This window comes from Microvirga ossetica, from assembly GCF_002741015.1.
Taxonomy (GTDB): Bacteria; Pseudomonadota; Alphaproteobacteria; order Rhizobiales; family Beijerinckiaceae; genus Microvirga; species Microvirga ossetica.
Map to the genome: position 1 here is coordinate 214890 of NZ_CP016619.1, position 12976 is coordinate 227865.

General features: G+C 59.1%; 16 protein-coding genes and 1 pseudogene. 9 read left to right on the forward strand and 8 right to left on the reverse strand.

Annotated elements, in window-relative coordinates; genetic code table 11:
- Nucleotides 1–131 precede the first annotated feature (131 nt).
- The 5 genes and pseudogenes from BB934_RS38890 to BB934_RS38910 all read right to left on the reverse strand — a co-directional run.
- On the reverse strand, nucleotides 132–1337 hold the full coding sequence (locus tag BB934_RS38890) for an ABC transporter permease (protein WP_099515046.1): 1206 nt from the start codon (nucleotides 1335–1337) through the stop codon (nucleotides 132–134).
- On the reverse strand, nucleotides 1334–2323 hold the full coding sequence (locus tag BB934_RS38895; RefSeq protein ID WP_099515047.1) for an ABC transporter ATP-binding protein: 990 nt from the start codon (nucleotides 2321–2323) through the stop codon (nucleotides 1334–1336). Before BB934_RS38895 ends, BB934_RS38890 begins: the two co-directional genes overlap by 4 nt.
- A 2-nt stretch (nucleotides 2324–2325) precedes the next feature.
- A complete protein-coding gene (locus tag BB934_RS38900) occupies nucleotides 2326–2739 on the reverse strand; it encodes a DUF2141 domain-containing protein (protein WP_099515632.1) in 414 nt (137 codons plus the stop codon).
- 348 nt (nucleotides 2740–3087) lie between these two features.
- Nucleotides 3088–3402, reverse strand: a complete 315-nt coding sequence (locus tag BB934_RS38905) for a hypothetical protein (protein ID WP_162299259.1) — start codon at nucleotides 3400–3402, stop codon at nucleotides 3088–3090.
- A 116-nt stretch (nucleotides 3403–3518) separates the two neighbouring features.
- Nucleotides 3519–4228 (reverse strand): annotated as a pseudogene (locus BB934_RS38910) (IS6 family transposase); the annotation flags it as partial.
- Nucleotides 4229–4318: 90 nt separating this feature from the next.
- Between BB934_RS38910 and BB934_RS38915 the strand changes: the two are divergent.
- The 3 genes from BB934_RS38915 to BB934_RS38930 all read left to right on the forward strand — a co-directional run bounded on the left by BB934_RS38915 (nucleotide 4319) and on the right by BB934_RS38930 (nucleotide 5857).
- Nucleotides 4319–4537 (forward strand): hypothetical protein, encoded by a 219-nt coding sequence (locus tag BB934_RS38915; protein ID WP_099515049.1) that lies wholly within the window; start codon nucleotides 4319–4321, stop codon nucleotides 4535–4537.
- A gap of 241 nt (nucleotides 4538–4778) precedes the next feature.
- Nucleotides 4779–5105, forward strand: coding sequence for a hypothetical protein (locus tag BB934_RS38925; protein ID WP_099515051.1), 327 nt, complete (start codon nucleotides 4779–4781; stop codon nucleotides 5103–5105).
- Nucleotides 5106–5344: 239 nt separating this feature from the next.
- Nucleotides 5345–5857, forward strand: a complete 513-nt coding sequence (locus BB934_RS38930; protein WP_157934597.1) for a hypothetical protein — start codon at nucleotides 5345–5347, stop codon at nucleotides 5855–5857.
- Between the two features lie 285 nt (nucleotides 5858–6142).
- Here the strand turns inward: BB934_RS38930 and BB934_RS38935 are convergent, their stop codons facing one another.
- Both BB934_RS38935 and BB934_RS38940 read right to left on the reverse strand, forming a co-directional pair.
- Nucleotides 6143–6529: a restriction endonuclease gene (locus BB934_RS38935; RefSeq protein WP_099515053.1), complete on the reverse strand. Its 387-nt coding sequence runs from the start codon at nucleotides 6527–6529 to the stop codon at nucleotides 6143–6145.
- 132 nt (nucleotides 6530–6661) lie between these two features.
- On the reverse strand, nucleotides 6662–7141 hold the full coding sequence (locus BB934_RS38940) for a DUF427 domain-containing protein (protein ID WP_099515054.1): 480 nt from the start codon (nucleotides 7139–7141) through the stop codon (nucleotides 6662–6664).
- A 145-nt stretch (nucleotides 7142–7286) separates the two neighbouring features.
- Here BB934_RS38940 and BB934_RS38945 point away from each other — a divergent pair, with 145 nt between their 5' ends.
- From BB934_RS38945 to BB934_RS38970, 6 genes are all read left to right on the forward strand, one after another.
- Nucleotides 7287–7496, forward strand: coding sequence for a hypervirulence associated TUDOR domain-containing protein (locus BB934_RS38945; RefSeq protein ID WP_099515055.1), 210 nt, complete (start codon nucleotides 7287–7289; stop codon nucleotides 7494–7496).
- Nucleotides 7497–7614: 118 nt separating this feature from the next.
- Nucleotides 7615–7998, forward strand: a complete 384-nt coding sequence (locus BB934_RS38950) for a DUF4174 domain-containing protein (RefSeq protein ID WP_237050726.1) — start codon at nucleotides 7615–7617, stop codon at nucleotides 7996–7998.
- 40 nt (nucleotides 7999–8038) lie between these two features.
- On the forward strand, nucleotides 8039–9442 hold the full coding sequence (locus BB934_RS38955) for a deoxyribodipyrimidine photo-lyase (protein ID WP_099515057.1): 1404 nt from the start codon (nucleotides 8039–8041) through the stop codon (nucleotides 9440–9442).
- Between the two features lie 248 nt (nucleotides 9443–9690).
- On the forward strand, nucleotides 9691–10158 hold the full coding sequence (locus BB934_RS38960) for a hypothetical protein (RefSeq protein ID WP_099515058.1): 468 nt from the start codon (nucleotides 9691–9693) through the stop codon (nucleotides 10156–10158).
- Nucleotides 10145–10843, forward strand: coding sequence for an IS6 family transposase (locus BB934_RS38965; protein ID WP_099515059.1), 699 nt, complete (start codon nucleotides 10145–10147; stop codon nucleotides 10841–10843). The genes BB934_RS38960 and BB934_RS38965 overlap by 14 nt, the downstream gene beginning before the upstream one ends.
- A 10-nt stretch (nucleotides 10844–10853) precedes the next feature.
- Complete coding sequence (locus BB934_RS38970) at nucleotides 10854–11105, forward strand: hypothetical protein (RefSeq protein ID WP_175608900.1); 252 nt, start codon at nucleotides 10854–10856, stop codon at nucleotides 11103–11105.
- Between the two features lie 138 nt (nucleotides 11106–11243).
- Here BB934_RS38970 and BB934_RS38975 read toward each other — a convergent pair whose 3' ends face one another.
- Nucleotides 11244–12809 carry a hypothetical protein gene (locus BB934_RS38975; RefSeq protein WP_099515060.1) on the reverse strand — a complete coding sequence of 522 codons (1566 nt, stop codon included), beginning with the start codon at nucleotides 12807–12809 and terminating at the stop codon, nucleotides 11244–11246.
- Nucleotides 12810–12976 lie beyond the last annotated feature (167 nt).

The following is a 12976-nucleotide window of genomic DNA, read 5'->3' on the forward strand; positions in this document are numbered from 1 at the left end:
ATCAGCGAGACCACCATCGCGAGGGCGCTGGCAAGCCCGGTCCAGGCACCCCGCCTATGTTACCCGGGCAAACCGACTGATGTGACAAACCCGACAGGACAGACCAACGCGGAGAAGCTTGAACGGCTCAGTCATTTCTGCGAGTCACGGGACATCAAGCCCAATGCTATGAGCAGCGACATTAGCGTCACGGCACTCAAGACAGCCCAAGCTGTGATCAGGTCCGGTTCAACGGGTCCGGGCTGCAGCGCATCCTGAAAGGCTTCGATTGCCCAGGCATTCGGTGTGAACCACCCGATTTGCTGAAGCCATTCCGGCATAAGAAAGCGAGGGACCATGCTACCTCCAACTGCGGACAAGAGGAGGACACCAAAGCTTGACATTATCTGGATTTGATGGGTGGAGGTGCACAGACTACACAAAGCCAGGCTCAGGCCGGCCGCCATGGCAGAGACGACCACGCACGAAGCCAGCCATGCCCGAAAGCTTCCTACCACATCAACCCCATAGAGGAGCCAGGCAAAGCCGAAGATGATGCTTGCCTGGACTATTCCTTGCACCAAGAGAAAGACGAACTTTCCGGCAATGAGCTTGGCGTGTCCTCCCGGCGCAATCATCAGACGTTCGATGATGCCTGATTGCCGCTCCTCGACTATGGTTGCAGCTCCCTGCATTGCCGCGAACAACAGGAATACCGCCGCGATTGCACCGGCATAATAGGTTACGGGACCTCCAGCCACTCCAATGCCAGTGGCGGCTTCTCGACTGAACAAAGCCGCAAATGCGAAACCCGATCCTCGTCGCTCCTCAGACTGCGCCCTGAAGGCTTGATCCAGAAACGCTCGTTCCTCTTTAGTGATGGCGCCCGCCGTCTCGACATCGGCCAGGATGCGCCCCAGAGCCACATCGGGAAGATGCTCGTTGATCGCCTTCTGCACATGGCCGATCACGATTGGAACTGCCAAAGCGCGAGCTGCGTCTTCGACAACCAGGATCGGTGGCGGCCCCTGGCCGGACTGCGTCTCCAAATCCGACTGGAGTGCAATGCCGACATCCACCATCCCGCCCCGCACGAGATTACGCAGATCCTCGAGAGCACCGTTCGTCTGCGTCATGCGGATGCCTGGCTCGGCCGCCAGAGCAGCCACGAGCCGTTGACTCGATCCTGTTCGGACCATGTCCAGAAGCCCCACATGCAATCGAAGCTCCGCACCGGTGGCGCTGACGAAGATGGTCGCAAAAATGATGAAGACGAGCGGCGGGAGGACGAATGCCATCGCCAGAGCGGCCCGGTCCCGGATGAGAGAAAGATACATCACACGGGCCGCGGCGATCATGGCGCAGAAGGTCCCATTAGTTGCCGAAAGAGGACATCGAGGCCGGGTTCGCGGATACGGATTTCCCGCAAAGGCACCCGGTCTGACTGCAGAAACTCCAGAATTGTCGAAGTGCCGTGGACTTCGTCTGCTAGACCCCTCCAGAGCAACCCGTCGTTGACCCGCTCCAGCCCAAGAGTGCGCAACTCGGTTTGCGCTGGATCATCCACGTCATAGCTGAGCGCGGCCTCAATCTGCTTCTTGGCGCCGATTGCCTGTCGCAACAAATCGGCCGGGCGACCCTCGAGGATGACCTGTCCCGCACGCATAAAGCCAATCCTGTCCGCGAGCCGCTCCGCCTGGTCGAAATCATGGGTGATTAGAAGGACCGTGGCGCCATGATCCCGAAGGTCGGCCAGGACGTGGTGAATGGCGTCTCGCGCCTCAAGATCGATCCCTACTGTTGGCTCGTCGAGAAGCAACAGCCGAGGCCCTCCGATCAACGCAACTGCGATGTTGACACGCCGCCGCAAGCCGCCTGAGAGCGTGGCGGCCACCGTGTCCGCAACCGGGCCAAGACGCGTGACCTCGATAAGGTGACTGATCGCCTCACGGGTCAGTTTCACGTCGAGGAACCGCGAGAAGACTTCAAGGTTCTCCCGAACCGTGAGGCGCAGGAAGATTGCAATGCTTTGAGGCACATGGCCGACCAGACGTAGAACGTTTCTGTTCTGGCGCGGATCCTCCAACGCTGCCCCAAGACCGACCCGGCCGCGCTCCAATGGCAGTTGGCCGCACAATACACGCATAAGAGACGTTTTGCCTACTCCATTCGGTCCTAGAAGAGCATAGATTTCGCCTTGGAACAGGGTCAAAGTCGCGCCATTGAGCACCCGGCGGCCACCAAGACACAGAACCGCATCGTCGATTGTCGCGACCTGACGATCGGGGAGCCTTGATTGCAGCGCTTGCCCATCGCCTTTCAATGTATTTCGAGCCACTGTCATGGCTAGCGCGCTTGCGGGATGACAGTCAGTCTCACGGCAATGCGAAGATCCTGATCGCCAACCTGAATGCTTGCGCCGGCAAAGGTCGGACGACGAAGCCGCCCCGCGTCGTTAGAAAAACCATAAGGCTCAAGCGGGAGCCCGAGCGGTGTTCGATCCAGCCGCCCGTTGCCATTCAGGTCCTGAAAGATAGCAATTGCGTATGTGCCCGGCAGCAGTTCCGGAAACGTGAAGCGTATCGCCGCCATCCGCCCCGGGCTCGTCTGGCCAAACTGGCATGACCGCTCGTCCAGCCCGCCAACACAGAGTCCGGCAAACACGGTTCCGGCTCCTATCTGGATGCCGAACGCATCCACGTGCAATGTCGTAGCTGAAGCGCCGAAATCAGAATACAAAAACAAGGCGACGGTGAACATGACGTGCCTGATCACAGAAGCGCTCCGTTCGATCATAACCTTGTGTTTTGCTGTGCCATCGTTACAGGGCTACGGCTATGGAAGGGAATGATTTCAGTTTGGCTGAACGTGCCACAGCCAAGTGAGATTACAAAGGGTTCTGTTTCGGCTTTAGAACTTTGTCCCACTCAGGCTATGACAGGATAGGGTTGAAAAGGGCTCATAGTGACGGAAAGCAACCCCCCTTGCCTCTCCCGACTAATGATCTTCACGGAAGTCCTGTGACGGAGAGGCCTGCATGCCAAAAGAAGCTGGTGATGAGTTCAGGGCGGCGCTGCAGGCGGCTAAACTCGCAACGGGCCAGGCGATTCAGGTCGGTGACGGTCCGGGTAGCGCATTCACCATAGCTCGCTTGACGAGTGCATTGCAATGCTCCTTGGGATTGAGCCCCAGTGCATAGGCCAGCAGATAGGCGACCGCATAGTCCTGCGGGTGGGCCGCGATGAGGGCGATCGTGATGTGTGACCGATGGGCATTGGGCAGGTCCCAGGCCACCAGCAACAGCGTACCGAACCTTCGGAAATTGCGCAGGGCCAAGATCACGGTAGCGCTCGAGACACTGGTGCAGAAGTGGCGAACATAAAGCTGCCGGGCGTGATGGCCGCGATGCTCGGCACCTCCCACGCTTGCTCAGGCGCCGCAGCACCGGGGTTAGGCCGCGCCGCGCCCAGGTCGTGGGCACCGTTGCAGTAACTTGGGCAGGGCACAACGAACCCACCTGGAAGCCTTCTTCGGGCCGCGAGGCCGAAGAGTTGGTTGATGAGACGGATTTCGCCTGTCGCTCCTGGCTGTTGCAGGATGCAGTGACCCCGACGGACCATTCGCATCACCTCAAAACCCTTCAGGGTCGTAGAGGTGGTCTCCATCCGCTGGAACCCACGGGCTGGCCGGATCATCCGCTTGAGCGCGCTGTGATCCGCCTTGATAATGTTGTTCAAGTACTTTGACGTCCGATGCTCGACATCTTTCGACAGCACCCCTTCATTCTGCAAGCGCCGGATTGCGTTCGGATACGAAGCCAATTTGTCGGTCGTGATGGATGAGGGGGATAGTCGCTCATCGCCCTCAAGGCTTTGCGCAGGAAGCGATACGCCGCTCCAGTATCACGCCGATTGAACAGCATGGAGTCGATCAGCTGACCGTGTTTATCGACCGCTCGAAACAAGTACCGCCTGCGTCCGCCCACTCGGACATAGGTCTCATCCACGCGCCATGAGCCTGAGCGATGTCCCTGGTATGGTCGCACCCGCTTCTCGATCTCCGGGGCATAGCGCTGGACCCAACGAAAGATCGTGCTTGGATTGATGCTGACACCGCGCTCGGACATCATTTCAGCCAGATCGCGATAGCTGATCCCGTACTTGCAGTGCCAGCGCACGCACAGCAAGATGATCACGACCGGAAAGCGGCACTTGAACAGAGACAACAGGATGGCTCCTCGATTAGCCATCCCTCGCTACACTGCCAAGGTTAATGCAACGGTGTCATCCTGCTCGGGGTCGTCTTCCTTGCAAGGCTTCACGTACTCTCATGAATCGCCATGCCTGATGAACGATCCCCGATCCCTGATGACGACATCGAGGCCGAGGCGCGCGCCATGCTGCGCGAAACAATCGAACGCTCGGATTGGTATCCAACTCTGCGCAGGGAAGAACGCGAGCTGCTCATTCAGCGGGATGTGGACCGACACTGGCACCTGACGATCGACGAGGCTCGGAGGCGGCTGTTGCAGGGCATTCGGCAAAGCCGGGGCGGTTGAGGGTAGGGCAGAACGCAACAAGATTCGTGGAAGCAGGAAGGAGCTAGGGCCATGGCTGAGGATCGAGCGGATGAGTACCGCCGCAAGGCGGAGGAATGTCGGCAGCAGGCGGCGAAAACCAACCATGAGGCCGATAAAGCCACTTGGCTCAGGATGGCTGAGGACTGGCTGCGGCTAGCAGCTTCCGTAGATCATGCGAGGGACAACGCGCAGAAGCCGACAAATTCAAAATGAGGCGTTGATGGCGATCTACTGGATGAAGACCGCCGATGTGTATCCGGATGGCAGATGGCACGACCAAGCCTTCATTGCCCTCGATCCGGACATGCGGTTTCCCCGCTTTAACCCAACTGGAGGCGACGAGATCATCGGCACCGTCGCCCTGGTCGAGGGCGGACCCGATTCCGGTCGTTGGCGATGGTCCATGACGGTATCGCTTCCCGGCCCGGCCTATCGCTTGCCGGCTAACGGGACCGAGACGGACAGGAGCACGGCAACCGCGCGCATGATCGAGACATACCGGCATTACCTGTCGACGCGTTTGGAGCCGTACCCGCGCCGTGTCTGACGATCTCCGGTCTCCCATCAAGCACCATCTCGTGCTGCACCGGATCGATCGGAGGACGGCATTGGTCGATTCTACTCGCTCTGATCGAGCGCGACCGAGATCGGGTGGTCTGCCATGGGCTTGTGTAACACGACTAATACTGGATAGGAGTTACACCCAGGGCAGGGATACGGCAGGCGATAGGATACGATCGGGTTTCAACCGGTCGGCAGGGGCGCGCAGCGGGCGGGAGCAGGGTGGTGAATACGAATGCAGTCTTTGTTTGCTCTATTCTTGTGACGTCATCAGCATTCGCTCAGCCGACGGAGCAGACCGTTGCGATTGGTCCTTGGGAAATCGCGACAACCTACAAGGCTGGAAAGTTCGATAGCTGCTCAATGTCGAGAACGGCGGACGATCTCGCGGTAAGCTTTGTGCGTGCCGAAAGCGGCTTGCTGCTGCTGCTCGACTCGTCCAAGTGGAAGCTTGAGCGTGGCAGTGCCTATCCAGTTCGCTTGGCGGCGGCCGGTCAATCCGTGGAAGCCAAAGCGCTGGCGGAAACGACCGGCGTCACAATCGCCCTCGCGGAGAGTTCGTTTAATGCCAAGCTCCGAACAGCGGATGCCCTGGAGGTGCAGGCAGAGGGCGCGGCACTTCGCGTGCCATTGGACAAGAGCGCGCTAGCGCTTGAGCGACTTGAGATGTGCTTCGACAAAAATTCGCGGGAGGGGCCGGAGACTAATCCGTTCGTCGCTCCAAGTCGGAGGCCCTAAGCGGGCAGCCCGAGAGACCCAGGCTCTGATCGACCTGAGCGGCTCGCGCGTGCTCTGAGAGAAATCGGTGCCGATCTGAACGAGGGGCGGCGTGTCCACTAGGTCTGGGGCGTCCGACGGGAATTAGCCCTGAGAACGACAGTTCTCAGGGGCAACCAAATGGGGATTATCAGAGGTTACGCGCGGGCCATAGGCCCAAAACGTTAGAGATCTCTCGCCTCCGTTCGGTATCACTCGCTATCGCCGAAAAGAGAGCTTATCCTAGGCCTCTCTTGCTCATCAGGGTTACGAGGAGGCGAGCATAACCCCACGCATCGTCGATGACCGGGTGCGTGTGTTCGTGATTTCCCAGCCAATCAACAGGGTAGCGATCAACGTCGCACGTTCCGACGTGTCGCTCACTTCAACCGGGGCAGGTTTCCTGGCCCGGCCGCCCGCCGCCAGCAACTCGTCGAAGCGGTCGACTTCCGAATGCAGCACTAGGACTACACCCGTGGTGGCGGAGAGACGCCGGGCTGATGGCGTAAACCCGCTGCTCGTGATCACCGCGGCGTATTCGGCCGAGTAGTGGGTCATGGCCGCGTAGGCCTCCTGGACCGCCTTGTTGCCGACAGCGCTTTGGTAAAGCTTGTACCGGATCACAGCCCGTTGCCCGCCCCTTTCGGCGAGCACGTTGGCGCCTTGGGCGGGGGATCAATAGCTCTGAGCTTCAATGGGGCCGATGCAGTTTCATGTCATCTGTTGCCCCAGTCAATGATGGCCAGGCCGCCTGCGGGAAACTCCACAACGTTGTGTCCGCCGCAGTCACCATCCCATTGTTCCCGGCGCGCCCTTGAAGGGTCCGACGACCCATGAAGTGATCCAGCCGCCATAGAAGTCGCCTGGTTGTCCAAGGACCAACTCATCGCCAACCTTCGCCTCGTCAACGCGTGAGGCGTAGAACGCAAGATATCCCGCGATCGAGCGAAAGGCGGATGTCGGGTTCTCGTAGAGCCATCCCGCTCGCTTTGATCGCCGGCTCCTCGTGACGATCGTCACATACGAAGCCTCGCCCTTGAACTCGCAAAAAGAGCGGTCCGGTGTTGGCACAAGCAGATCCAATCGGACATCGTCGGGCGGGAGGTAGTAGACTGGCGGATGGCTGGTCTCAAGCACGCGACGCGCGCGGGTCGTGTCGGCAATCATCACGCCGGCAAAGCGCACGCTGATCCGCTCCGTCACCGTCTCAACCTTGGGCGGTCGCGGATAGTCCCAGATCGACTCCCGTTTCGGTGTCAGCGGCACATAATGCTCCTACTCGTCGAGTGAGAGACGCCGGGATCGCTATCTCTGGTCTAAGCAGCGGATTTATGGTCGTGCCGGGAACGAACCGCCTGGAAAGAAGTTCCCACTCCGTGCCGCGACCTATCCCGTGAAGGAAGAGCCTGCTATGGCAAAAACCTTGAAGAGTGGTGACAAAGTATCCTGGGACTCGTCGGGTGGGCACAGCGTCGGCACAGTGGTGAAAAAGCAAACTAGCCCGACACAGATCAAAGGCCACAAGGTTGCGGCGTCCAAAGATAATCCGCAGTACATCGTCAAAAGCGACAAGTCCGGCAAAGTCGCCGCGCACAAACCTCGCGAACTCAAGAAGGCATAGACCCCAGACGAGAAGAATACTAGCGGAGCAAGGTCGACATAGCTCTACCACTCGGTCTCTGTCGGTGCTGCGGCACAGCAGGCATGTCCTCGCTCGGCTGTTTCTGCTTGGGAGCATTATGATGGATTCCATAACCCCTGCCAAGGCTGAACACGATCCGCTAGCCCGCTATCGCTGGACAGCGCGCGTGTTGGTCGTGCTTGCGGCTGATCCGGAGAGTCCGGACTTGGCCGAGCAGAAGCGTCAAATCGAAAGCCTGAAGGACGGCGCAGCTGAACGTGAGCTCGTAGTGGTCCAACCACCTGCGGGTTCGGCGGAGGCGACGGCGTTGCGAACGTGGCTCGGCCTTAGCAGCGAGCCGTTCCAGGCGGTGCTGGTGGGTAAAGATGGGGGTGTGAAGCTGCGCGCTGCCAAGCCAATCATGGCGCCAGAGCTGGTGGCTACCATCGATGCTATGCCGATGCGGCAGGACGAAATGCGCCGGCGCACCCGCTCGCCATAGGCGCGGAGCCCGGCATGGCCCTCATCAGCTTGGACCTTAAATGAGCATTCATCCCACGCTTATCCGCGTTCTGAAGGACGCCGAGCCGCGCTCCGGTGCGCGCTATGTGCTGTACTGGATGCAGCAATCCCAGCGCGCCCGCTTTAACCCGGCCTTGGAATACGCTGTCGACGAGGCGAATGCGCGCGATCTACCGGTTCTGGTCTGCTTTGGCCTCATGGACTGCTACCCTGAGGCTAACGCTCGTCACTACACCTTCATGCTGGAAGGACTGGCCGAGGTCGCGCGAGCGCTAGCCGAGCGGGGCATCGCCTTCATGATCAGCCGCGGGTCGCCGGATCAGGTGGGGCTCGGCTTTGCTCAGGACGCCGCGTTGATCGTATGTGATCGCGGCTACCTCAAGCCTCAAAGGGCGTGGCGCGCCAGCGTCGCCCGGCAGACAACCTGCCGTGTTGTTCAGGTCGAGGGTGACGTGCTTGTGCCGGTTGAGATCGCCTCGCCCAAGCACGAGGTTGGCGCCCGCACGCTGCGCCCCAAGCTGTATCGCGTATGGGACGCCTACATCGTCCCGCTCGAGCCTCGGCCGGTGCGCCGCCCAGCCCTCAAACTCGCTACGACGAGCCACTTTGATCTCAGAGACGTGCCCGCCCTAGTGCGCTCGCTCAAGGTCGACCAGACCGTCGCCCCCGTGCACCGCTTTCAGGGCGGAACGGACCAGGCCTGGGCGCGGCTCGGGCACTTCTTAGACGAGCCCTTCGCTCGCTACGCCAAGAACCGCAGCGTGCCAGAGGCCGGGGCGGCGTCGCACATGAGCCCGTACCTGCACTTTGGGCAGATCTCGCCTGTCGAGATCGCACTCGCGATCCGCGAGGCCAGGACCGGCGATGACGAGAGCCGGTCGGCTTACCTCGAAGAGCTGATTGTCCGGCGGGAACTCGCCATGAACCACGTGTTCTATGACGAGCGCTACGACGCTTACGAGACTGTGCCGGAATGGGCGCGCAAAACGCTTGACAGCCGGCGCACCGACCAGCGGCCCTATCTCTACACGCGCGAGCAGCTTGAGGGGGGCGAAACCCACGACCGCTACTGGAATGCGGCCACGCTGGAGATGCGCGCGACAGGTTACATGCATAACCACATGCGCATGTACTGGGGCAAGAAGATCCTGGAGTGGTCGCCCTCGCCTGAAGAGGCATTTGAGACGACGCTGCGGCTCAACAACCGTTACTTTCTGGACGGGCGAGACGCGAACTCGTTCACCAACGTAGCCTGGGTGTTTGGGCTTCATGACCGGCCCTGGGGACCCCGCAACGTGTTCGGCAATGTGCGCTCCATGGGCCAGAACACGTTCAAAAAGTTTGATGCCGACGCCTATGTTCGAACAGTTGAGACTCTGGCCCTTGAGGAGGCGGGAGAAAGGAGAGACCTCAGACGCGAGTAGCGGGCTGTAGGTGCGATTCAGTTGTTCCCCTGACCACGAATGCTTTAGCTTAACTACGATCTAAATGACGTCACTACCTGATCGGACGGGGCTTTTGGACGAGGCGCATTGTGAACGTCCTGCATGTGTGGCCGCATCCCTCGATCGATGATCAACACCTCCACTTTGGCACACCAAGATCCTATGAGAGTGATGGCGGCCTCCCTTGATAGGATGAGGCTGTCGCAAACCAGTGCTGGAGACACCTCATGTCTGTCATGGCTGATCACCCTCTTACAACTGACACCGCCGCTCACTCGGACCAAGTCGCGCTCGTGCTCTCACTCGAGTTGAGCCAATCGAAGTGGCTGGTGACCTCGCTGGTGCTGGGCAGTGACAAGATATCCAAGCACACGCTCAAAGGTGGAGACGGGCCGGCGCTACTCGCGCTTCTTGCGCAGTTGCAGGCCAGAGCCGTAAAGCGGGTAAGCCAACCTGTCCCGATGATCGCCATTCATGAAGCGGGGCTCGACGGGTTTTCAGTGCACCAGCTCCTCACAGCCAATGGCGTGGAGAGCCATGTGGTTGATCCCGCTTCTATTGCCATGCCCCGACGTAAGCGCCGTGCTAAGACGGATCGGATCGATGGCGAGGGTTCCGTCGCAAACGTTTTGTTTCATAGTTGCAGCTACGGTGGCTGCAGTCACAGCAGCGGAGACAGGGATGTTCAAGGGTAGGCATTTTGATCGTTCGGTAATCCTGCTCTGCATCCGGTGGTATTTGGCTTACAATCTCAGCCTCCGAAACTTGGAGGAGATGATGGCTGAGCGTGGCATCTCAGTCGATCACGCGACCATTCACCGATGGGTTATCCGGTACTCGCCCGAACTGCTGAAGCGCTTTAATGCTCGCAAGAGGGTCGTCACCAGCAAGTGGCACATCGACGAAACTTACATCAAGGTCAGAAGTCGCTGGATGTACCTTTACCGGGCGATTGACAGCAACGGCGACACGGTTGAGTTCTGGTTCAGCGAACGGCGTAACCTCACGGTTGCCGATCGGTTCCTGCGCAAGGCGCTCAAGCGGCACGGCCGGCCCGAGAGGATCGTCATCGACGGCAGCCAGACCAACCGGGAAGCCATCCTGTCGTGTGATGCCGAGAGCCGTCTGCCGGATCGGTCAAGACGCAGGCTCAAGCCGATCAGGATCAGGCAGAGCCGCTACCTGAATAACCGCATCGAGCAGGATCACCGTGTCGTCAAACGCCGCGTGCGTCCGATGCTCGGCTTCAAGTCTGCTGACAGTGCCCGGGTGATCGTAAGTGGCATCGAGTTGATTCACATGATGCGCAAACAGCAGGCGAAATATGTCTGCAGTCAGCAGCTGTCGCTCGCCGAGCAGTTTGACCTGCTCGCCGCATGAGGGCGGCACGATGCACCTGCTGCTTTCTCGTCCCTGTGCCGGATTTGCGACAGAACCCCAGATCGAGGTCGCGATCGGCCAACTCACCGCCAACGGCGCCTGTGACGGCAAACCGACCTACGACGCCGTCATCAAGCACAGCGCCAATGCTATGGTTGTCATTCCGCCGCGCGCCGCCGCCATGGAAAGGCCGGACACCGATCCCTCCAGTCAACGAGATCGTCATGTCGCGACGATCAACACGGGCGGCCGGATGAAATGACAAGCGGTCACCGGTTCATGCGCACGCCCGAAGTCTGTCCGCTCCAGGGTGGATGACACATGGGAAGCGGCATCAAAGACCATGATCCGCAGATCTCTCGATCCATGCACCAATGCCCATGCTCTCCCCTAAGCATCACTACAAACGTGCGCCTCCAGCCTCCAGAGTAGTGAAGACGATATCCTCCATGAGCGGGATGTCTTGCAAGGGATGCTTCTGCATCAGTGCGAAAGCCGCAGCCGTTAACGTTTTCGACTGATCCTTCTTCTTCGCCGATCTGAGGATAATCGCGGTCTGCAGAAAACGCCTCGCCCAGATTTCGCGCCGACCTTCAAGAAAGGCCCAGATTTTGGTTTCAAGCGTCCGTGCCGAGCGGGATCGTCGCATGATGTTGCGCGTCTCTCCGGTGTCTTCAAACCAACTGTCGATCAGTGGCAAAAGCGCATCCAGTGCCTTATCATCATTGAGCATCAGGTCTAGTTTCACTGGTGTGGCATTCTGGACCTCTCGCTGCGGATCAGCATAGTCCAACAGAGCCTGCAAATCTCTTTCCTGTGGACGCAGGCCGTTCAAATCGCAGGCTTCCATCACGTCGATAAAGCCCGGCGCCGGCATGTACCCATTGTCCATCCCATCCGCCAATGCCGCCTCCAGCAACAACTCGGCAGTCATCCGATCGATGCGAATGCTATTTGCTTCCTGGCGAGTGTACGAGACAATGCTATTTGCCTCGCGCTTTGAGCGGCAGCGGATGACAAAAGCATCCTTGATACCATACCCTGTCTTCAAGAGAAGCATTGCGATGAATGTTTGGTTGTTCCGCTTTCCGACAATCGAAATGCTTTGCGCCCCGGCACCATCGGTAACACTGGCCATAATATCGCCGACGATGGGTTCCACCTTGTCATGTCCAAGAGCGTCAAAGAGATCTTTTCGTCGCGCCAGCTTGCCAATGTCATCGACAATTGCCCGAGTGTTGCTGGCTGGCAACCAGCCGCGGATGATTGGCAAATAGAACAGAATCTCCACCTGCAGGCTGGTGCGTTTGAGCTTCGCATGAAGGCCCACAGCCGCAGCCTCCTGTACCAACGACGGCCCCGACAACAGCCAGTACAAGGCGCAGCGCTCGAATATAGGATCGTCCAACGATGCAAGATGATTGACAAAGCCTGCCTGCATCTCCTCCGACATGCCGGCCGTCATCTCGTGCAGGCCGTTGAAAAACTCATACGGGCCACCGCCTTCTGCCTTAATTTCCGCAGCTAAAGTGGCAAGAGTATCATCGAGGTCGGGCACCGGAACTTCGGCAGGCATATCCGCCCCAACAGGATCAATGATCAGTATATCTGGCACCGGCAGGCCGGCACGCCGATACAGAGCGGCGACATTCATGAGGTGAAGCGGTCCACAGGCTCCGGCGGCAATTTGAGCCTCGATGGCTCTCTCGGCATTTTTCAGGAACACCTCGCCGTACGGGCTGTCATTCTCGATACCCATCCTCGCCTCATCGAGCAGCAACCCGAATATATTGACTGCATCCGGGCGACTGTCCTTGGATTGCATGACATGCGTTACGATGGTGGCGGCAACGGCCTCATTAGTAAGCAGCTCCCGCTTCACTCCGGCAAAATAGATTTGGAACTCTATCGATGACAGTTCATGTCGATACAGTTCATCCAGGCTTGATGCAGAAAATTCGACCACTACTGTTCTCCAAAACTAGCCCGGAAAACTCGTGGAGGGCTGGCGGGTGTAACTCAAGTGCGTGAGATAACTTAGGATTTGGGCGTCGAATCCACCCCGCGTCATTTTCGGGAGAACCCGCCCGCCATGAACCACTCTACGCTTTCGTTGCCGAGCCTGTCACCTGT